The sequence below is a fragment of the Enterococcus sp. DIV0806c genome (genome assembly GCF_051710905.1).
Lineage (GTDB): Bacteria > Bacillota > Bacilli > Lactobacillales > Enterococcaceae > Enterococcus_B > Enterococcus_B mundtii.
Genome location: NZ_JBIOLO010000001.1, coordinates 1,749,474 through 1,769,002 on the forward strand (window position 1 = coordinate 1,749,474; position 19,529 = coordinate 1,769,002).

At 35.3% G+C, this 19,529-nt stretch carries 26 protein-coding genes; 7 read left to right on the forward strand and 19 right to left on the reverse strand.

All coding sequences use genetic code 11. The features are described 5' to 3' along the window. Positions 1–15: 15 nt before the first annotated feature. The 18 genes from IGK77_RS08320 to IGK77_RS08405 form a co-directional block, all read right to left on the reverse strand. Complete coding sequence (locus IGK77_RS08320; RefSeq protein ID WP_074799191.1) at positions 16–1,314, reverse strand: PBSX family phage terminase large subunit; 1,299 nt, start codon at positions 1,312–1,314, stop codon at positions 16–18. After that, on the reverse strand, positions 1,274–2,140 hold the full coding sequence (gene terS, locus IGK77_RS08325) for a phage terminase small subunit (RefSeq protein ID WP_074799193.1): 867 nt from the start codon (positions 2,138–2,140) through the stop codon (positions 1,274–1,276). The genes IGK77_RS08320 and terS overlap by 41 nt, the downstream gene beginning before the upstream one ends. 45 nt (positions 2,141–2,185) lie before the next feature. Further along, positions 2,186–2,977 carry a hypothetical protein gene (locus tag IGK77_RS08330; protein ID WP_074799195.1) on the reverse strand — a complete coding sequence of 264 codons (792 nt, stop codon included), beginning with the start codon at positions 2,975–2,977 and terminating at the stop codon, positions 2,186–2,188. 34 nt (positions 2,978–3,011) lie between these two features. Continuing rightward, on the reverse strand, positions 3,012–3,218 hold the full coding sequence (locus tag IGK77_RS08335; protein WP_074799197.1) for a hypothetical protein: 207 nt from the start codon (positions 3,216–3,218) through the stop codon (positions 3,012–3,014). Positions 3,219–3,360: 142 nt separating this feature from the next. Then, positions 3,361–4,560 carry a site-specific DNA-methyltransferase gene (locus IGK77_RS08340; RefSeq protein ID WP_074799199.1) on the reverse strand — a complete coding sequence of 400 codons (1,200 nt, stop codon included), beginning with the start codon at positions 4,558–4,560 and terminating at the stop codon, positions 3,361–3,363. After that, positions 4,550–4,792 (reverse strand): hypothetical protein, encoded by a 243-nt coding sequence (locus IGK77_RS08345; RefSeq protein ID WP_074799207.1) that lies wholly within the window; start codon positions 4,790–4,792, stop codon positions 4,550–4,552. The genes IGK77_RS08340 and IGK77_RS08345 overlap by 11 nt, the downstream gene beginning before the upstream one ends. 84 nt (positions 4,793–4,876) lie before the next feature. After that, positions 4,877–5,479 (reverse strand): DUF4145 domain-containing protein, encoded by a 603-nt coding sequence (locus IGK77_RS08350; protein WP_074799208.1) that lies wholly within the window; start codon positions 5,477–5,479, stop codon positions 4,877–4,879. Between the two features lie 197 nt (positions 5,480–5,676). Beyond that, a complete protein-coding gene (locus tag IGK77_RS08355) occupies positions 5,677–6,090 on the reverse strand; it encodes an ArpU family phage packaging/lysis transcriptional regulator (RefSeq protein ID WP_074799210.1) in 414 nt (137 codons plus the stop codon). A gap of 107 nt (positions 6,091–6,197) precedes the next feature. Then, positions 6,198–6,491, reverse strand: a complete 294-nt coding sequence (locus IGK77_RS08360) for a hypothetical protein (protein WP_074799212.1) — start codon at positions 6,489–6,491, stop codon at positions 6,198–6,200. An 85-nt stretch (positions 6,492–6,576) separates the two neighbouring features. Continuing rightward, positions 6,577–6,744 (reverse strand): antitoxin, encoded by a 168-nt coding sequence (locus IGK77_RS08365; protein ID WP_143073221.1) that lies wholly within the window; start codon positions 6,742–6,744, stop codon positions 6,577–6,579. Positions 6,745–6,758: 14 nt separating this feature from the next. After that, positions 6,759–7,118: a DUF1064 domain-containing protein gene (locus tag IGK77_RS08370; protein WP_074799214.1), complete on the reverse strand. Its 360-nt coding sequence runs from the start codon at positions 7,116–7,118 to the stop codon at positions 6,759–6,761. Further along, on the reverse strand, positions 7,111–8,049 hold the full coding sequence (locus tag IGK77_RS08375) for a Lin1244/Lin1753 domain-containing protein (protein WP_438713139.1): 939 nt from the start codon (positions 8,047–8,049) through the stop codon (positions 7,111–7,113). The genes IGK77_RS08370 and IGK77_RS08375 overlap by 8 nt, the downstream gene beginning before the upstream one ends. A gap of 39 nt (positions 8,050–8,088) precedes the next feature. Continuing rightward, on the reverse strand, positions 8,089–8,976 hold the full coding sequence (locus tag IGK77_RS08380; protein WP_074799218.1) for a recombinase RecT: 888 nt from the start codon (positions 8,974–8,976) through the stop codon (positions 8,089–8,091). A gap of 1 nt (position 8,977) precedes the next feature. Next, the gene (locus IGK77_RS08385) at positions 8,978–9,919 is read right to left on the reverse strand and encodes a YqaJ viral recombinase family protein (protein ID WP_074799220.1); all 942 of its coding nucleotides are present in this window, start codon (positions 9,917–9,919) and stop codon (positions 8,978–8,980) included. Between the two features lie 332 nt (positions 9,920–10,251). Further along, entirely contained in the window at positions 10,252–10,506 is a 255-nt protein-coding gene (locus tag IGK77_RS08390) for a helix-turn-helix domain-containing protein (RefSeq protein WP_074799224.1), read from the reverse strand. Positions 10,507–10,512: 6 nt separating this feature from the next. Then, positions 10,513–11,058, reverse strand: coding sequence for a hypothetical protein (locus IGK77_RS08395; RefSeq protein WP_074799226.1), 546 nt, complete (start codon positions 11,056–11,058; stop codon positions 10,513–10,515). A gap of 63 nt (positions 11,059–11,121) precedes the next feature. After that, positions 11,122–11,274 (reverse strand): hypothetical protein, encoded by a 153-nt coding sequence (locus tag IGK77_RS08400; RefSeq protein WP_177187648.1) that lies wholly within the window; start codon positions 11,272–11,274, stop codon positions 11,122–11,124. After that, positions 11,271–11,525, reverse strand: a complete 255-nt coding sequence (locus IGK77_RS08405) for a helix-turn-helix domain-containing protein (protein ID WP_074799227.1) — start codon at positions 11,523–11,525, stop codon at positions 11,271–11,273. Before IGK77_RS08405 ends, IGK77_RS08400 begins: the two co-directional genes overlap by 4 nt. Positions 11,526–11,663: 138 nt before the next feature. On the opposite strand from IGK77_RS08405, the gene IGK77_RS08410 reads away from it, so the two are divergent. The 7 genes from IGK77_RS08410 to IGK77_RS08440 all read left to right on the forward strand — a co-directional run bounded on the left by IGK77_RS08410 (position 11,664) and on the right by IGK77_RS08440 (position 17,496). After that, positions 11,664–12,056, forward strand: coding sequence for a helix-turn-helix domain-containing protein (locus tag IGK77_RS08410; protein ID WP_074799229.1), 393 nt, complete (start codon positions 11,664–11,666; stop codon positions 12,054–12,056). Positions 12,057–12,063: 7 nt separating this feature from the next. Beyond that, entirely contained in the window at positions 12,064–12,492 is a 429-nt protein-coding gene (locus IGK77_RS08415; RefSeq protein WP_074799231.1) for an ImmA/IrrE family metallo-endopeptidase, read from the forward strand. 54 nt (positions 12,493–12,546) lie between these two features. After that, positions 12,547–13,230 (forward strand): SHOCT domain-containing protein, encoded by a 684-nt coding sequence (locus IGK77_RS08420; protein WP_081355900.1) that lies wholly within the window; start codon positions 12,547–12,549, stop codon positions 13,228–13,230. A gap of 71 nt (positions 13,231–13,301) precedes the next feature. Then, positions 13,302–13,997: a helix-turn-helix domain-containing protein gene (locus IGK77_RS08425; RefSeq protein WP_115357196.1), complete on the forward strand. Its 696-nt coding sequence runs from the start codon at positions 13,302–13,304 to the stop codon at positions 13,995–13,997. Further along, complete coding sequence (locus tag IGK77_RS08430) at positions 13,997–14,869, forward strand: IS3 family transposase (protein WP_115357195.1); 873 nt, start codon at positions 13,997–13,999, stop codon at positions 14,867–14,869. The genes IGK77_RS08425 and IGK77_RS08430 overlap by 1 nt, the downstream gene beginning before the upstream one ends. Positions 14,870–14,963: 94 nt before the next feature. Beyond that, a protein-coding gene (locus IGK77_RS08435; protein WP_185953894.1) for an IS3 family transposase occupies positions 14,964–16,123 on the forward strand; the annotation gives its coding sequence in 2 pieces (ribosomal slippage) (positions 14,964–15,210 and positions 15,210–16,123; 1,161 coding nt in all). Between the two features lie 227 nt (positions 16,124–16,350). Beyond that, positions 16,351–17,496 carry a tyrosine-type recombinase/integrase gene (locus IGK77_RS08440; RefSeq protein WP_438713140.1) on the forward strand — a complete coding sequence of 382 codons (1,146 nt, stop codon included), beginning with the start codon at positions 16,351–16,353 and terminating at the stop codon, positions 17,494–17,496. A 74-nt stretch (positions 17,497–17,570) separates the two neighbouring features. On the opposite strand, the gene lepA is transcribed toward IGK77_RS08440, so the two are convergent. Then, positions 17,571–19,406 (reverse strand): translation elongation factor 4, encoded by a 1,836-nt coding sequence (gene lepA, locus IGK77_RS08445; protein ID WP_065095933.1) that lies wholly within the window; start codon positions 19,404–19,406, stop codon positions 17,571–17,573. Positions 19,407–19,529: the final 123 nt, after the last annotated feature.

A 19,529-nucleotide genomic window follows, 5' to 3' on the forward strand; every position in this document is an offset into this window, starting at 1 on the left:
TTCCCCACCTCGTTTCTAAGCGATGTAAGTTTTGTAAAAATAGTTATTCCCATATCTCGCTTCATCGAGAGCATGATTGTATTTATCAATTGGTAATCCATTGTCATTTCTCACATACATTGATATCTCTTTTTCAAAACTATAGTGATCATATTTATCTCCAGTTTCCAAAATGATAAATTGACCGCTTGTCATAGTATTTTGTAGCCTTTCAATCCCTACCTCGATTTTCAAACCATTGCTAGACACTTTATCTGAGCTATTGTTGTCTGCTTTGTCGGTATCAATACCAATCAAATCCAACTCAGTTCGTAGTGTTTTACATGCTGGATCGACAAAGAACCAATTCCAATGAGGCAGAAAACTCCATTTCGTGTAACACCATTCCACAAACTTTTTAATTTCTTTCGCATAAACTGACATTGCTTTGGTTTCACCTGTATCCGTTCCGCTGTGATAATAGTTAGCTAAACGATATAAATAGAATTTACCCTCATGATGAGTAACAACCCAAAAAGCGCAAGTCGTAGCATCTGCTTGCCCTCCATCTGCTGTAAAAAAGGTTTCTACTATATTACCTTTAATGACATCAGCTTTATTATTCTTGCCAAACATGGAATAAATCACACCTTGTGGCAACACTCTGTGTCCATACCAGTCACGTTCTAGAAGATATTCACTACTTGATAACTCATCGTATAATTGTTTTTTCCGCTCTTCTCCAAGTATTGGGTTATCATTTGGTGTCCAGTGACGAAATAAAAAACGTTCCGATTTCTCAAAACGCTCTAATAATTCAAGATTTGGATGATTCGGAGCTGGTGGATTTTGTTCGCCTAAGTGATAGCGCCATTCAGCAGCAAAGGTCCGTCTAAAACACTCATTAATAAAATCTTTGTGCAAAAGATTGAATTCAAGAAATGTTACGGATCCCAAAGACATACCTGTAATGGCACCGACTGAATTTATTTTCCCTCCGCCTTTGTAATAGATTTTCTTTTCACCGTTCGGAGCATATAGTAATAGATGATCGCCATGTTCGTCATGACGTATATCTGAACAGCCGTCGAAAATATGGACTAATCCTAATCCATCTCCATCCATAAACATCCGATATGCTTGTTCTTGGTTGTATGCAGTCACGAGATGGTTCTGGTCAGGTGATTGCAAATAGAAATCTGCCATTTTAAAGATGTCAGAAGTAGTTTTCCCACTCCTTGGTGTACCTTCGTTCAACTCAAACGTTATGCCTTCAGTAGGTTGGTTGATGTTTTCAATCTGTTTCTGACTGAATTGTAGCTGAGCCACTGCCATCTCCTCCTGACTTGACATCCAACAAGGAACGAAGTAGTTCGTTGACTTTGCCACTAGATGTTAGCTTATCAGCTGTATTCTCAACGATCTTAGTTTCAGCTGATAATTTTCTCACTTGAATACTTGCGATCTTAGTTCTTTCAGCCTGTAACTCTAATTCATTGAACAGCTTAATAGTTTTTGTTAGGTTATTGCTGATTCTCGTCAATGCTTCTTCTAAAGATAAAATATTATCTATTTTCCGATAAGTTTTCCTTGTTACTTGAACATCTTGCATAACCTCACGCTTGATTTCTAACTTTTTACCATCCTTTTCGATTGGTGTTTTAATCTTTCGCAGTTGTTGCAGGCGGTCAACTTCTTCATCGTTTAAACCAACCTCGGCTTGCTGTATTCTTTTCATCATTCGCAACTGCCTTATCTTCAGCAACCGTATTTCCTCGGACAAAACAAAAGAAGGATCATCATCCAAACTTGAATAGATGTCCTTCTCGTCATCGCTTAACGTATCAAAGAATATTGTTTCGTATTCACCTGTTTTCAAAGCGTTCTTGTTTCTCTTAGGTGGTGATGCTCTGCTGTTCCCTTTATTCCCTTTAGCGTTCTGATTACCAAAAGGAGCACCTCCTTGATTAGTAACGTTACCTTTTGCATTGGTAACACTACCTTTCAATTCAGCACTCCATTTATCAATTGATTTCCATTTCCTAATTTGAGAATCTGAAACATTTAATTTTGATGCAATTTCCTTTAATTGCTTTTCTCCGTTGGATTCTAGCCAAATCTTTTTGGCTTCGTCACGTCTTGGATCACGTTTTCTTGCCATTCAATGTACACCACCTCGCAATCTTTTTAAGTTGAGTTTTGTTTTCTATTTTCCTTCCTTAGCTTTATCCCATTCTATTTTTAGATATAAAGATATAATCAACGAAAAATCTTCTATAGATTTTTGATAGTCTATTAATCTGCTTTTTAATTTTTTTATTTCTTCTTGATAATGTGTGATATTATTTTCTGCGGCTGCGTAATCATATGCTTTCCCTTCTAATTTCTCTGCTGGTGTATTTTTTATTTCCATTAAGTCTGACGCTTCATGTGATAAAGTATATTCAAAATTTTCTTCATACAGTTTGTTTATTAAATCAGAATAAAACCTTATCTCACTGACAATCTTTTGGTAATTGTCTTCTTTATACAATTCAACTAAACACTCAATGTATCTTTTTATATATGCGTGTTTATTAATATTATCAGTTTCTTTAAAAACTATAAATCCAGCTGATTTAGAAATGATTATTTTGTTTTTATCAATATATATTTCTGAATTTGATTTTTCATTCATTTTTGAATTAAAATATAACTTTAATAGCTCAGATACCTCTTCTATTTCCAACCATTGTTCATAAAAAACTGTTTTTTCTTTTTGTAATGAAAGTAATAAAGAAATAAGTTCTGATGTTTTATCTCTGACTCCACCTATCCATTTTATTCTTGCTGTTGCTTTTAAATTAGCATCTATTTGTTGTTTAGCTATTTTCCTTTGTGTCCGTACATTCATAATTACACCTATAAACACAAGAAAAGCAGATAAAGCTGAAACAGTAGCTGAAACACCTGACCAAATAAGCTCTCCATTTGAATCAATGAAAATATTTGATAACATTTTATACCTCCGTTAGTTTTATTTTAATTATCTACTAACTATCGATATCTTTCAACATTAGATCAGCTTCAATCAATATCTTTAAATCTGAAACTTTATCCAACTTGATTTGTCCTGATTGGAGATTTTTAAGCCATTTCCCCAAAGCTATTCGAATGATTTTCTTATATTCATCTATAGATTCTGATTTCTCCATAGCCTTTTCAATCTCATAATCTAAATCAAAGTTTTCATTTTCCATTGTCTAAGCACCCCTACATCTGTTATGATGCTAAAAGATACAGAGGGTATCAGAAAACCACGCGTGGGCATTCTCTGTATCTTCGGGGGCTTAAGGTCCTTGTTGAAGTAGTCGAGTGTTTGCGCACTCGGCTTCTTTTTATTTAGTTTATCTTAATTGCTTTTTTACCTGTAAATTCTTCCCATCGATTAATGATTACATCTACATAGCGAGGATCCAACTCCATTAGATATGCATGTCTATTATTTTGTTCACAAGCAATCATTGTAGTCCCGCTTCCTCCAAATATATCCAATATTCTATCGCTCTTCTTAGAACTATTTTTAATTTGGTAATCAAATAGAGGAACTGGTTTCATAGTAGGATGTTCCTTGTTAGACAATGGCTTATCAAAATCTAGGACAGTAGTTTGCTTTCTATCTCCCCTCCATTTGTGACTGCCATCTGCTTTCCATCCGTAAAGGCATGGCTCATGTTGCCAGTGATAATCTTGCCTTCCCAGTACGAAAGTATTCTTACACCATATAAGTTCTTGTTTAACTAAAAAATTTGAATCAACTAGCGCAGTGACAAAGTTCACTACTTCAGACGATGCATACCATACATAAAAAGATGCGCCTATGTCTAACTGTTTATAAACTGCATCAAACGCGTTTTTTAGGAATTCATAAAATTCAAGAGAAGTTTTATTATCATTTTGTATAGTTAATGAATCTTCTGTTTTACCTTCATAATTTACATTATATGGAGGATCAGTAATTAGCATGTCTGCCTTTTCTCCATCCATAAGTTCCTCTATTTGTTCAATATCTGTACTATCTCCACACATCAATCTGTGATTTCCTAGCTGATAGATATCACCTAATTTAGATTTTGGCTCTTTAGGAAGTTCAATTTCATAATTATCATCTATTGCTTCATTTCCCATATCTAATTTCGCATCAAACTGATCAATTACATCCTGAAACTCATCTTCAGAAAAACCTGACACATCTAAAGCCTCGCTATCTAATTCTTTTAACAATACAGCTAACTTGTCTTCGTCCCATTGTCCAGAGATCTTATTGAGAGCCACGTTGAGGGATTTTTCTCTTTCTAAGGATAAATCTACTACCGATACCTCTATCTCTTCGCATAAGCCCAAATCTTTTGCCACAGCAACACGTTGGTGACCGCCTACAAGATTTCCTGTTCGTTTGTTAAAAATGGGTGGATCAACAAATCCAAATTCTAAAATAGAGTGTTTTAACTTCTCATATTCATCCATGCCTGGTTCTAAGTTTATTCTAGGGTTATAATCAGCAGGTTTTAGGTCCACTAATTTCATTGATTTAATTACCATTCGTATCCCTCAAATTCTTGTCTATATTTTCTTGAATATATGGTTCGTTAAAATACCCGCAACCACAGTAGCGAAGATTATATTTATCAATCTCTTTAGGAGTCGCTTCTCGTGCCAACTCAATAATTGAGTATTTCTTTTTTATCTGTACTGATTGAACCATTCTAATTGGATCAGATTTGTTTGATTTAGGATATCTGTTAGATAATGATATGTACCAAAAATTCCTCATATATACCATCCTTTCAGCATAATAAAAAAAGACCACTCTACGAGTGATCTTCATTCACCTTATTCATCAACTCAAAGGAGTCAATTAGTTACCGCTATCCAAAATACTTGGATATTCAAAATTAGTTTTCATTATCATTTCACAAAATTTAATGAGATTTGTTGCATCTTCTTTAGATTTAATTACAGTTTCGTGAGTAGCTTCATTTCCTGTAGTTCTTATCTTATCTACCCAAATTTTACTATTTCTTGAAATATAATGGTTTTCATCTAGATAGTCTACATACTCTATAAATCGTTTACCTGAATCTGCTCCTAATTCCACTGCTATATTCATTAATAGTTTTCTACATAATAAAACTACTCCGGTATATGCACTGACAGAATAAGAATTTCTAGCTTCGTCATACAAATTAGATAGCTCTTCAGAAATTCCAGTAACTGTGTTCCCAAATTTATGACCCGGCACTTGTTCGTGATTCCAAAAAAAGCTAGGCAACTGACAATGTGTACATATATATACGCCATCATTTTGGTATTGGTTGTAAAAACCTCTATCATTTTGTTTCATTAATGACATTCCAATTATTGAGGAGGTATGACGATCACAATATCCACACACATAATCCCTTTCAGCTATCTTATCACCATTCAGTTTAAAATTTTTATAACTTGAAATTTTATTCATATTTAAAATCTCCTACATTTTTTATAAATCTATTATAACCAAAACAAAGTTTAATTAGTAATTAAAATTTATAAATAAGTTGTAGTAGTTTTGAAACAAAAAAATATTTAAATTCTGTCTCCTAATCTTTCGACACTATCAGAATATCACGATAATTCAGCTAAAAAACGCCATGATTCCGCCAAAAATCCGCCAAATTATTTATAAGCGATAAGCTTTCCATTCTTATAAGCCTCAGCAAACTCAATCAGTCCCTCTGACTTCATCCGCTGTATACTTCTTTCTGAATATCCTACCTCACGACTGATCTTATAGTTGGAGTAGCTGTCGGGCACGCAGTAGCAGTAATAAAGTATCTGGCGACTGTTTATACTCAAAGCCATTAAAGCCGCTAATATCGCATCTCTTTCCGTTTCAGCATCTAACAATTGGACGATGGCATTTTCGGCACTATTTCCAAGTTTAGGTGCCTTTGGCATATCTGTGATGATAGGTGATTTCACATTAATCAAGGAACGACCTGCTATCCGCTCCAAACGTCTAAAGTTTTTAAGCACGCTTCTCGCATTCTCTCTAGTTTGTTTGAAATCTACTTCTTTTAATAATTGCATCAAGTCAAACCGCTCCTTTTTATGGTATAATATGAATACCTTGGCAGGGGCAAATCATATTTGTCTGGAGCAGCAAGCTAATTATTGCTTGCTGTTTTTCTTTGTCCTCATTCCTTTATTACCTTTATATCCACCAATCGAGCGACTGCTAAATTTTCTTTACTCCTTGCTAAGGATTTATCGCATTCCATTGTGTTTTCAATACGAATAATTGCTGAATGATTGTAAACATGTTTTACATACCCTCTAAACGGATAAATGAACTCTTCTGCCTCGCATCGGACCATATCGCCAACTTTTACTTTGGCTTTCCTTTTCTTTTTAGGTCTATTTGTAGGGACGTCTAATACTAGTCCTCCAATACCAAAACTACTTTTATAAAATCCATCATTTATTTTCAATTTACTACCTCCTGCTTTTCTATGATTTTTTCAGTATATTTGATACTTATTTCTTTTAAATTCACTCTTCGATGATGTCGAACGATCATTCAAATTCTTTCAATCTAAGAATCTCAGTTCTTAAATTCATCACATGTAAGTCAATCGCTTCTTTTGCAGTCTCATTATTCATTGCTGATTTTATAAACCCTAACTCCTCAATTTCACTATGACAGTATTGAATGTGTGCTTGAATAAGTTCTTCGGGTGTCATAATTAATCACCTCTCTAAAATCGTTCTTCTTTAAACGTCCTTCTGTATTTCTTGGCTAGAATTAATGGGATTTGATACTGGTGGCAAAACAGCTTCGCCTTGAGCTTAAAGTCTTTTGTCTGTATTCCTTTGACATCTACAACCTTCACTAATTTACCGTTTTGATAGAATGTAAAGTCAGGGATATACTCAATTTTTCTGTATTTCTTTCCCTCTAACTCATATTTTGGCAACAATTCAAACCGTTCTTGAAGCTTGAGTTTCCATCCATTCGCCTCAGCTTGCCAAGTGGCTAAATCATAATATTCTGCTTCTGCCACTGAATCAAATTGAATACCACGATAAGTTGTTTTTCGGTTACGATATTTACTCACTCTTAAGTAATGCCTCCTTTTTAGCCTGATAGGCAGCAAAACGAGCTTCCATTTCTGCTTTTTTATCAGGATCAAGCGCCTTTTCTTCGACAGGCTTATCTACCCATTTTGGGAGTTTTTCACGTCTAACATTTTGAGGGAAGCCTCTAGTGTTTTTTGCTTGCTGACTTTTTCTTTTTGCTTCTTCTCCTTCGATTGCTTCTTTGCTGAATAAACGTTTATTGAAACGATTCTTCAAAATGCCATCCAAGTAGTTCCAGCGACGATTATTGTTTTCAATCGCTGTATTGACTCCATGAATTAACCAAGCATCTGCTTGTTTGATTGTGAGACCAGTTTCTTCAAGATCCTTCAACCAGAAATTGATATTGTCACCCATAGTATTGCCATACGGACTACCGAAGCCATTTTGTTCAAGGTAGGTATAAATTTGGATTGAATACTGCTCTGGTTCAGTAGTCTTTGTTTTACTTTTATTTACTTTAGTTTTATTTACTTTACTTTGGGGATTAATGTCAGCATTAACTCTTTCATCTTGTGTATTATTGTTTACATTAATTACGTACTTAGTTGGTTTTGGTAATTTTCTTCTTTTTATTGCTTCAAAGTATACGGCTTGAATGTTTTCAGATGTCAGCACCTTAGCCGAATTGAACAGGTCTTCATTAAAGAATCCCCACGCAACCAAGCGGGCTACAATCTGATCTAACAATTCCTTACTTACTCCGGGCAGGCGTTTCAAAAGGGTTGCTTTGGTTAAATCATTCCACACAATGAAGTATCCTTTTTTATATACCGCACATAGCAGCTTGATAACCGCAAGCTCTCCTTTTATGCCAAACTCCCCAGCAATAGCCTCTATTTTTTCATCTTCGAAAACATCCACATCAAGAGGAAAATAATCAAGACCATCTTTTGTAGGTCTTGCCACAAGAACACCTCCTAGAATGAGAGGGAGATAACTCCCTCGTTATTTGTTTAGTGGTGGATTGGAAGTATCGAACAATCCAGTTTGTACTTCGTCTGCTTCTTCATTAATAGGTTCTGCTTCTTTTCTCTCCGGCATATCTTCCTCAACATCTGTTTCAGCAATAATATTCCCATCTTCTTGCACTCGTTGAACTTTTTCATCTGAGGTAGTAGCTTCTTGCATTTCAATGGATAAAATTCCCCATTTTGATAGAAGATTTCTTAAAACAGTTTTTCGTGCCATTGCATTGTAATCGGATGCCCAAACACCACTTAATTTTGTTTTGTCACGATCCTTATTGTTTGCAATGCGATGGGTTTCTATTTCCTGTTTTGTCCAATAGACTGTTTTTTTGAATCCATTCAATAGTTCAAAATAACCTACATAACCAATCACTTCATCTGATGTTCTACCGTTTGGATCAAATTCAAATTCTTCAGTCAATCTGTTCCAACTATTCAACTCTCCTTCATATACTTCAATCACATTTAATGCTTTGTATTTACCCGAACGTTGAGCTAGTTGGATATATCCCTTATATCCAAGCATAAATTGAGCTTTCTTTTCCCATTTTCCTGTTTGTTTGTTTTTACTATTGAATGGAACTAAATACGCATAACCTAAATTCTTGTCTAATCCAAGATTTAAAGTTGCTGCTGTTAAGGCACCACTCATGATGGAAATTGGTTCGCTATCTGCAAGATAGCTGTCATTAGATACAAGAGTCATAACATTCGACATAAAAGCATTTGCATTATCATGTAGGACCTCTTCGAATTTCTTTCTCATTGTTGGCGTGTTCATCAATGCTTTAAGCCCTAATTGATTGGATGGAACTTGTTTCTGCACTTTGCCTAATTGATTTTTTAAAGTTTCATTTGTAGCCATCTTATTTGATCTCCTTTTCTGTCAATCTTCTAGATTCAGTAATGCTATAGATTTCTTCATCACTTGCGATAGCTGGGTATTTCTCTGCTAGTTTCTTCGTGTTCATGCGTTTAGTACTGACAAGTTTCCAGCTGATGATGTTCCTTTGTGTAATACCGATACTTGCCTGACGTTTCCCTAATTCACTTATAATTTCGTTGTCTACTTGACGGATAGCTGTTTCAATTTCTTTCTTGGTCCGTTTAAGTTCTCTTTTTTGTTCGATAAGTTCATCAAAATGCGATGATAGTGCTGTTTGATTTTCTTCAACATCTGCATATTTTTCTTTTAAGAAACCAGCAGCCGCTTCACTGCCATCAATTACAGGCTCGACACCTCCAATTACATTTGTTTCCCAAAATTCAACCAAGCGTTCTGTAATTGTATCGATCAATTCTTGATCTCTCGCAACTCGCTTCCAAATGAATCTTTGTCCTCCAATCAACACAGCAATGTAACAATAATCTTTGTTCAAAACATTCATATAATGTTGAACCTGACAGAGATAGCTAAGTGGGACTTCTTCTCCCTCCCACTCTTTGCCAAGAAATTGGTTAGCTGTTTTGCATTCAAGAATGGAATTTTCACCTACTACGTCACGATCAATATTTGCTCTTAAAAATGGATGTAACGGATGTTCAAACACTTGGTTTCTTCTGCGTACTTTTTTGCCTGTTCGTTCTTGAAATTCTTTTGCAACAACTTCTTCCAAAACATTTCCCCAATAGGCTGGTTCACTTTCTGATTCTGTCAAAATGACTTGCTCAGTTTTTTCCAACCATAGTTGATAAGGTGATTTCCATTTATTCAATCCTAAAATTGTTCCAACATCAGAACCACCGATACCCTTCTTACGATCTTCGAGCCATTCTTGCTGGCTCATTTCTAAAGTAGATTTACTCATCCTCTTCCTCCTCTTTATGTGGCGTGCCCCATTCAGGAGTGGTTAAATATTGATCGAGTGCTTGTCCAAAATCATTCATTGTTTTAGCTTTCCTTTCGTGCTAAAATATAGTTAAGTTATTTTAATATGTTGCCGATTAGCGATTGCAGTCGCTGGTCGGTCTTTTTTGTTTAGGTATTTTAAAACTTTCTCTTGTGAACGTTGCTGAAAATAAACCTCCCCAAATTATCAATGCAAATCTAACATCAATACTAGCTAGTACGATTGCTACTAGACTCATGAGCAAAGCACTTTTGACAGTCATTTTGTATACAGTTTTCATTTATCCCACCTCAATTAGTTTTGTATAGACTATTCTTTTTTAACATTTCCGGATCTGAAAATTTTCTATAATCTTTTTGGCTACTGATAGCAGATTTCATAAATCTTCTAATTTCAAAAAGAGGAATTGAAAGAGTTCCAAATTTTATTGCTCTTAATTCTCCCGTTTTAATAAGGTTTCTTATTACGTGTTCACTGGTATTCATAATTTTAGCGGTTTCCTTAACAGAGAAACTTTCTTTTGGTATGTTTATTGTTTGACTCACAGATAATCATCCTTTCATATATCCTTGGTTGATCCAGTACGATAATCGCTGCTCACTGAGCTTGCGGATGTCGATACCAAGCATTTCGCATAATGCACTGATAAGAGTTACTTCAACCATAATCTCGTCTAAAAACTCATAGGCATATGAGATTATTTGTTGACGATCGTCAGCGGTTAAATAATTAACTTGTTTGAGAAGAATTTTCTCAACTTCTTTTTTCTTTTGCTTTCTTTCATCAGATTCAATCATTTGCAATTTATCTAATGAAGATGGATCTCTTCTATAAACATCACCATCAATTGATTTGAATAGACCAAAAAACTCATGAATCACTTGAAGTGTAAAATCAGAATCTCGAAAGTAATCAGTTAAAGTTTGGGCATTTTCAAGTGTGACTGGCTTTGTATTATGCTGTGTTGACCAATCGCTTAGTGACTGTTGTGAGACATTGATTTGCCTTGCAATCTCCTTCTTGGTTTCACCACTCTTATTAATCGCTTCAATTAATGATTCTCTAATGACCACTGATTGTTTTAGCATTTTCATCACTCCTTTTTTCTTATTTGCTCACATACTAATATGAACAAATTCCCTATATCATTAATTTGTGAATCAAACAAACGCTGCTTCATCTAGTTCTCGTTGAAGTTCTTTTTGAACTTCCTCAACTAAGCGATCAAGTTGATCATCGTTAGCACATTTGATGATGTGAACTAAACGTGGTCTAGCATTAAGCACAATGTTTATTTTTTCATGTCTTGTCATTTGGCAATCTCCTTCCTGTTGTTTTTTGGCAATACTTCACTAAAAATAAAAAGCTTATCAAAATCTTTTTCAGAAAGTTCGAAAGCTTTGAGTAGTTTAGGGATCAGTTCTCCGCCAATCCCTCGATCTCCATTCAATATCCTATAGACTGTTGATGGAGCGACGTCCATTCTTCTAGCTAAGGAATATGGATCATCCCCCTTTAATTGCATTAGGGAATTGAGTTCGTCTTGTTTAAGTAATGTTTTCATTTTGCACCTCCGTTGCCTTATGACAATAATATAATACATATTTTGTCATTTGGCAATACTTTTTTGTTGCCAAATTGCAATTTTTTTTGCATTTGTTGCCATAAGGCTATATCATTTACCTAAGAAAGGGGTTTTATCATGGAGTTTGGAGAAAAACTAAAAGAATTGAGAACCTCTAGAGGATTAGGGGTGAATCAGTTAGCATTAAAATCTGGTGTTAGCGCTTCTCAAATATCTAGATTTGAAAAAGGAGAACGAAAAGACCCTACCTTAGAAACACTAAAAAAATTATCTACAGCTTTAGGTGTGTCTATATCTTATTTTGAAGACAATTCACCAATTAAAACAGATGTAATTCCAGAATGGGCTGAAGAAGATGATTTAATCGAACTTGACAAGATGCTCGAATCAAATATCAATATGGCATATGGCGGAGAGACATTAACTAACGCGGAGAAGCAACGAGTAAAAGATGTTTTAACTGGTCTTTTTTGGGAGTTTAGAAAAGAAGATAAAAGCAAAGAGAAGTGATTTAAGTATGGAGATGGATGTCATTAATTTAGTAACGGATTTGAAAAGAAAATATAATTCATCTAATCCTTTTAACATCTGTGAACAAATGGGGATTCAAATTAAATATGTTCCCTTTATGACAAATCCGAAAGGACAATTTCAAGAATTATTAGGCCGATCCGTAATTCTTTTAAATCATGAACTCAAAGATTCAGAGGAACGCTTTTATATTTGTGCTCACGAACTTGGTCACGCAATCTATCATAAAGGATTATCTAGTTACTATGTCTCTAATAGGAAATCACGTAGCAAGTCAGAAAGTGAAGCAAATTGCTTTGCAGCTAATCTTATCGTTTGTCTTTATAAGGAAGACTACGACCAGTATCCTCGAAGAATTGAAGATTTAACTAACTTATATGGCCTACCTGAAGGTGCATATAGATTTTTAATATAACCTAATAAAAATCCTAATACTAATTAAAGAACATAAATGGAAGAAGGGAACTTAATGGGGTTGTTCAGCAATAGCAAAAAGAAAGAAGAAAAAATAAAGAGGAAATTATTAATTAAAGAAGAAAATGAAGAAAAAAAACTAATGAAAAAAAGAAAGCAAGAAGAAAATCTAAAAAAACTAAAAGATTTCAACCCTACTCGAACAATTGAAAAAAGTATTTTTATAGATACAGAAAAACGACAATTTAAACTCAAAGGACTTTCAAATGCTACTTATATTTATGATTTAGATAAAATAAACAGTTACGAATTAGTTGAAAACGGAACTTCTATTTCTTCTGGAGGTTTAGGAAGAGCTGCTGTAGGTGCCCTAGCTTTTGGCGGAGTTGGAGCAATAGTTGGCGCAGTTACTGGAAAAAAGAAAGACAAATCTATTGTTGATAACCTTAAAATAAAAATCAATATGGATGATTTAGACAATCCAGTTATATATTTACCTCTGCTAAGTGTAAAAACTAAACGCAGCTCGCTGATATATGAAAATGCTATTTTACAAGCTGATAAAATTCTTTCAACCTTGAACATATTATTGAAAGAAAATACTATGGATAAGCAAGAAGATGAAACAAAGAATATTTCTGTTGTTGAAGAAATAAGAGAATATAAAAAGCTACTAGATGAGGGAATAATAAATCAATATGAATTCGATACAAAAAAGAAAGAACTTTTAAATCTATAGTGATATGCTCCCTATAAAGTAGACAAGGAAAAAAACAAAATTCCAAATCTACTTTATAAGGAGTTTTTTGTATGTCTAAGAGAAGTCCATATTCTCCAAAAGAAAAATATCAGATCATTTCAGAGGTGATGGGTGGTCGTTGTAGCGTAAACAGTATAACGAAGAAATATTCTCTTTCCAATGGGACGATAGAAAGTTGGATTCATAAATATAACGAGGAGGGGCTCGAGGGGTTAAAAGAGGCGAAAACCTGGAAGCGGTATGATCGTGAACAAAAACAGAAAGCCATTCTAGCTGTCCTCAATAAAGAGATGTCTCTTCGTCAGGCAACGCTATTATTTCAAATATCTTCACACTCCGTTTTAAGAAAATGGATTTCAAGTTATACTAAGGGGGAAACACTAAAATTTACAAGTAAAGGCAGTGTACCCAAAACCATGACAAAAGGACGTAAAACCACTTATCAAGAGCGTATCGAGATCGCTCAATACACCATCGCTAATGAGCTGAATTACGCTCAGTCGATTGAAAAATACGATATTTCCTATCAACAAGTGTATTCTTGGGTAAAAAAATACCAACAATACGGAGAAGAAGCGTTAAAAGACAATCGTGGTCGAAACAGATCAAGCGAGTTCTTAACCGAAGAAGAACGGCTGAAATTACGAGTAAAAGAGTTAGAAGCTCGAAACAAGCATTTAGAAATGGAGAATGATTTCGTAAAAAAGTTACAGGAAGTTCGGCGGCGAAACCATCCCTCACGTTAGTGAGGAACGTTGAACTCTACCAAACGATTTCTTCTCTTCATGAAGAGAAGAACTATTCAATCACTCAGCTCTGTCAGTTAGCAGGGATTGCCCGCTCTTCCTACTATAAATGGGTGAAATGGCAACCTTCCAAAAAGGAAATGGCCAACCGAAAGTTGGCGAAAGAGATTAAGAAGAAATATGACAGCAAAAAAGGAGCAATTGGTTATCGGCAAATTCGAATGCAGATTAACAGAAAACTAAAGAAACAGTATTCTCGAAATCGTTATTATCGATTAATGAAAGCCATTGGTATCAAAGCAGTCATCAAAAAAAAGCGTCCCACTTATATAAAATCGATGGAAGCACATGTTGCAGAAAATGTATTAAACCGTAAATTTGTCGCTAAAAAGCCCAATCAGAAATGGTGTACAGACGTGACTGAATTGCGCTATGGAAATGGTAGAAAAGCCTATTTAAGTGCAATCATCGATCTCTATGATCATTCGATTGTCTCTTGGGAGCTAGGTCATTCAAACAATAATTTACTTGTCATGAATACGATAAAAAAAGCAATGGATAAGAACTCTGGAGTAAGACCATTACTTCATAGTGATCGTGGGTTTCAATACACGTCTTATGACTATAAGAAACTTGAAACAACATATAAGTTCACCAAAAGTATGTCCCGAGTGGGGCGTTGTCTAGATAATCAACCGATTGAACATTTTTGGGGAACCTTTAAAGAAGAAAAATTTTATCAAGAAAGCTACCAGAATTTTGAGGACTTAAAGAAATCTGTAGGTGAATATATGCGGTATTATAATAACTACCGCTATTCGGAAGCCTTGAATGAGCTTTCGCCGAATGAGTTTAGAAAGCAAGCTGCATGAAAACAGGAATCGAGTGACTCGATCCCTGTTTTCATACCATGGACTTGGTATAATAAACTAGACAATAAATTAAGAGAAAGAGAGGATCTAGATTATGCCAAGACGTTCATTTGATAAAGCATTTAAAATCGCCGCTGTAAAACTGGTAACTGAAGAAGGATTTTCTGTTAAAGAAGTTAGCCTACAGCTAGAAGTTCACGCTAATAGCTTGTATCGATGGGTTCAAGAAGTTGAAAAATATGGAGAAAGTGCGTTTCCTGGAAAAGGGAGCGCACTTTTTGATGCCCATTACGAAATAAAGAAACTCGAACAAGAAAATCGTTACCTAAGAGAGGAATTAGACTTATTAAAAAAGTTCCAGGTCTTCTTGAAGCCAAACAAGAAGTAAGATTTCAGTACTTAAAAGAACACAAAAATGAGTTGAATATCCGGAGAGCTTGCCAGACATTGAACGTTTCAAAAGCTGGTTTTTATGAGTTCCTTAAAAGAAAACCATCCAAAAGAAAAAAAGAGAATGAACTCTTGAAAGAAGAAATCGCTACTATTTTTCAGGAACATCATGGAAGATATGGAGCGATTCGAATAACAAAAGTATTAAATAAAAAAGGAATTCTTGTTAATCGAAAACGTGTAGGAAAGCTTCTCCATCAACTTGGTCTTTATGCTAAAGGCAGTACCTATAAATACAAGTATTATAATCGAAAATCGCCCTCTCTTTCACGACCCAATCTTATTAATCAAACGTTTAAGGCAACAGAAAAAAATAAAATTTGGTTAGGAGACATTACCTACATCCCTCTGAAAGAAGGAACACTTTATTTATCTGTATTTATTGATGTCTGTACGAGAAAGATTGTTGGATGGTCTATGTCACCTAGAATGAAAGATCAATTAGTTGTGGATTCTTTTCTTCAAGCATTTGGAAAAGAGCAGCCTGGACCAGGATTGATTATTCACACGGACCAAGGCTCACAATACACAGGTACGAAATTCCAATCGGTGTTAAGAAAAAAAGAAGCACGCGCTAGTATGAGTCGAAAAGGAAACCCCTATGACAATGCCTTAATGGAATCTTTTTATAAAACGTTAAAAAGAGAGCTGATCAATGATGCTCAATTCAGTGATATCGATCAGGCTCAAATGGAGATATTTAAATATATTGAAACTTACTATAACACAAAACGCATACACTCTGCCCTTGGCTACCAATCTCCTAGAGACTTTGAAAAAAAATCCGCTTATTCTCTTAACTAAGTGTCTAGTTTTTCTTGACAAATCCACCATTTTTGTTTTTTTACTGTCTACTTGACAGGGGGCACTTCATAGTTTAGCCTTCGGGCTTTTCTTTTTAAATCAAAAAGAACATACGTTCGTACTATTGGCGGAAATATAAGAAAGTAAACAAATTTAACTCACATTAACTGATGTAGTTAAACAGGTTGTCATATTTTTTGATTACAACTACGAAAGGATTGATATATATGAATGGATCTGTTAGAAAACGAGGAAAAAGTTGGTATTACAGAATTGATTTAGCATATATAAACGGAAAAAGAAAACAAATCGAACGATTTGGAGGAAAAACAAAAGAAGAAGCACAGAATACTTTAAGAGAAGCTATCAGAGAATATCAAACAACTGGTGACGTATTATCTTTATCTGATATATCTGTAATCGACTACTATGAGTACTGGTTTAATAATTATGTAAAAATAAATTTGAAACTGAATACTCAAAAAAACTATCGTGGAATACTTGATAATCACATTTTCCCTTACATTGGTAGTTATCAATTAAAATCAGTTAAACCTGGTGCCCTTCAAAAGTTACTAAACGAAGAATTTGATAAGGGCTTCTCGAAGCAGACACTTTCTATTATAAAAGGTGTATTAAATAAAGGATTTCAAATGGCTGTCTACCCTTATGGATATTTACAACAAGATCCTACAAGATACATCTCTATTCCTAAATATGATATGAAAGAATGGAAAGATAAAGGAGATTTAAAAATAATATCTATGGAAGATTTCAAAATCCTCTCTTCTGTTGTTTCTCAAAGCGATCCGTTTTACCTACCTATGATGATAAGCTTTCAAACAGGTTTGCGACGTGCTGAGGTCTGTGGTTTGATGTGGAAAGATATAGACTTCGATGAAGAAACTTTAACCGTTGAACGTATTATGGTCCAAGATGGAAAAGACTTTGTCTTAGGAACTCCGAAAACAAAAGCATCATATAGAACAATTGCAATGGGAAGTACACTTGTAAAGATTTTACGGACTATGCGAAAAAGACAAAAAGAAAACAAACTTTTTTATGGAGATAAATATATGGATACAGATTTTGTTTGTGTAAAAGAAAATGGTCAACCGGTAACAACAAACTCTATTAAGTGGTATACAGCAAAATTAAGAAAACAAACAAAAGTTAATTTTAATTTTCATTCTTTTAGACATACACATGCGACTATGCTTCTTGAACAAGGGGCAAAGCCTAAAGATATTCAGGCAAGGTTAGGTCATTCTCGGTTATCAACTACTATGGATACTTACGCTCATGTTACAAAAAAAATGAAAAAAGATACTGTAGATATATTTGAAAGAATGTTAAAAGACAGTATGATTTAAATTTCCCATACAACCGTGGGAAATCCGTGGGAAAAAGCAACAAAAAAGGTCTAGCCCGACGGCTAGACCCCTTACTATTTCTTCGGTTCATCCTCATCCATTTTCAGAACGGCCATGAAGGCTTCTTGAGGGACTTCGACGTTACCAATTTGTTTCATTCGTTTCTTACCTTCTTTTTGTTTTTCAAGAAGTTTACGTTTACGGGAAACGTCACCACCGTAACATTTAGCCAGCACATTTTTACGTAAGGCTTTGATGTCTGAACGGGCAACGATTTTTTGACCGATCGCTGCTTGGATCGGAACCTCGAATTGTTGACGAGGGATCAGTTTTTTCAGTTTTTCAACGATGGCTTTTCCGCGTTCATAGGCAAAATCACGGTGAACGATGAAGCTTAATGCGTCGACTTTTTCAGCATTCAGCAAGATATCCATTTTCACTAGCTTGCTCTTTTGATAACCTGACATTTCGTAGTCAAGTGAAGCGTAGCCTTTCGTGCTTGATTTTAGTTTGTCAAAGAAATCAAAGACGATCTCTGACAAAGGCAAGTTATAAACGACATTGACACGATAATCATCTAAATAATCCATTGTAATAAAATCGCCACGTTTACGTTGCGAAAGTTCCATGACTGCACCAACGTACTCATTAGGTACCATGATCTGTGCTTTCACAAAAGGTTCTTCAACATCTTGGATCGTGACTGGTTCAGGAAAATCAGCAGGATTATCAACAACGACCATCGAACCGTCTGTCTTGTTGACATGATAGATTACAGAAGGCGCTGTCGTGATCAATTCAAGATTGAACTCACGCTCTAAACGTTCTTGGACGACGTCCATATGAAGCAATCCTAAGAAGCCACAACGGAAACCAAAGCCAAGTGCTTGTGATGTTTCTGGTTCAAACTGCAAAGCAGCATCATTTAGTTGAAGTTTTTCCAATGCTTCACGTAGATCATTATATCGTGATGTGTCGATCGGGTACAAACCACAATAGACCATTGGATTCATTTTTCGATAGCCTGGTAATGCTTCTGTAGCTGGATTATCCGCAAGTGTCACGGTATCTCCGACGCTTGTATCTTGGACTGTCTTGATACTTGCAGTGATATAACCGACATCACCGACCATCAAAAAGTCACGCGCAATCGTTTTTGGTGAGAAAACACCAACTTCGGTCACATCAAAGGTCTTGCCATTACTCATCAATTTGATTTTATCTCCTGCTTTGACAACACCATCTGTGATACGCACATTTAAAATAACTCCGCGGTAGCTGTCATAGATCGAATCAAAAATCAATGCTTTCAAAGGAGCTTCAATATCGCCAGAAGGTGCTGGGACATATTCCACTACTTGTTCTAGTATTTCTTCGATACCAATTCCAGACTTCGCACTTGCTAACACCGCTTCACTGGCATCGATGCCGATCACTTCTTCGATTTCATTACGCACACGCTCTGGATCTGCGGCTGGTAGATCGATCTTATTGATGACTGGTAAAATCTCTAGGTCATTATCTAATGCCAAATAAACATTGGCTAATGTTTGTGCTTCAATCCCTTGAGCGGCATCCACGACTAAGACTGCTCCTTCACAGGCAGCTAAACTTCGGGATACTTCATAGGTAAAATCGACGTGCCCTGGGGTATCGATCAAATGGAAGATATATGTCTCTCCATTTTTAGCCGTATAGTTCAATTCTACGGCATTTAGTTTGATCGTGATCCCACGTTCACGTTCTAGATCCATGGAGTCTAATAACTGATCTTGCATTTCGCGAGACGTCACAGTGTTCGTCTTTTCCAAAATCCGATCGGCCAAAGTTGATTTCCCATGGTCGATATGAGCAATGATCGAAAAATTTCGAATTTGCTCTTGGCGTTGTTTCATTTTCTTTATATCCATAGCGTCTCCTCTTTTCATATAATCAGCACTTTTCATTATACCAACGAAAAGGAGGAATTTAAAGACTTTTTCCTTCTAAGGACTTTAGAAGTTTTTTTTAGAAACTTTTGTTATACTGTGAAC

Coding starts and splice junctions, on each gene's coding strand:
- IGK77_RS08320 (WP_074799191.1), bottom strand. CDS start 1,314: ATGGCAGTGGCTCAGCTACAATTCAGTCAGAAACAGATTGAAAACATC.
- terS (WP_074799193.1), bottom strand. CDS start 2,140: ATGGCAAGAAAACGTGATCCAAGACGTGACGAAGCCAAAAAGATTTGG.
- IGK77_RS08330 (WP_074799195.1), bottom strand. CDS start 2,977: ATGTTATCAAATATTTTCATTGATTCAAATGGAGAGCTTATTTGGTCA.
- IGK77_RS08335 (WP_074799197.1), bottom strand. CDS start 3,218: ATGGAAAATGAAAACTTTGATTTAGATTATGAGATTGAAAAGGCTATG.
- IGK77_RS08340 (WP_074799199.1), bottom strand. CDS start 4,560: ATGGTAATTAAATCAATGAAATTAGTGGACCTAAAACCTGCTGATTAT.
- IGK77_RS08345 (WP_074799207.1), bottom strand. CDS start 4,792: ATGAGGAATTTTTGGTACATATCATTATCTAACAGATATCCTAAATCA.
- IGK77_RS08350 (WP_074799208.1), bottom strand. CDS start 5,479: ATGAATAAAATTTCAAGTTATAAAAATTTTAAACTGAATGGTGATAAG.
- IGK77_RS08355 (WP_074799210.1), bottom strand. CDS start 6,090: ATGCAATTATTAAAAGAAGTAGATTTCAAACAAACTAGAGAGAATGCG.
- IGK77_RS08365 (WP_143073221.1), bottom strand. CDS start 6,744: ATGACACCCGAAGAACTTATTCAAGCACACATTCAATACTGTCATAGT.
- IGK77_RS08380 (WP_074799218.1), bottom strand. CDS start 8,976: ATGGCTACAAATGAAACTTTAAAAAATCAATTAGGCAAAGTGCAGAAA.
- IGK77_RS08385 (WP_074799220.1), bottom strand. CDS start 9,919: ATGAGTAAATCTACTTTAGAAATGAGCCAGCAAGAATGGCTCGAAGAT.
- IGK77_RS08400 (WP_177187648.1), bottom strand. CDS start 11,274: ATGACAAGACATGAAAAAATAAACATTGTGCTTAATGCTAGACCACGT.
- IGK77_RS08405 (WP_074799227.1), bottom strand. CDS start 11,525: ATGAAAACATTACTTAAACAAGACGAACTCAATTCCCTAATGCAATTA.
- IGK77_RS08410 (WP_074799229.1), top strand. CDS start 11,664: ATGGAGTTTGGAGAAAAACTAAAAGAATTGAGAACCTCTAGAGGATTA.
- IGK77_RS08415 (WP_074799231.1), top strand. CDS start 12,064: ATGGAGATGGATGTCATTAATTTAGTAACGGATTTGAAAAGAAAATAT.
- IGK77_RS08420 (WP_081355900.1), top strand. CDS start 12,547: ATGGGGTTGTTCAGCAATAGCAAAAAGAAAGAAGAAAAAATAAAGAGG.
- IGK77_RS08425 (WP_115357196.1), top strand. CDS start 13,302: ATGTCTAAGAGAAGTCCATATTCTCCAAAAGAAAAATATCAGATCATT.
- IGK77_RS08440 (WP_438713140.1), top strand. CDS start 16,351: ATGAATGGATCTGTTAGAAAACGAGGAAAAAGTTGGTATTACAGAATT.
- lepA (WP_065095933.1), bottom strand. CDS start 19,406: ATGGATATAAAGAAAATGAAACAACGCCAAGAGCAAATTCGAAATTTT.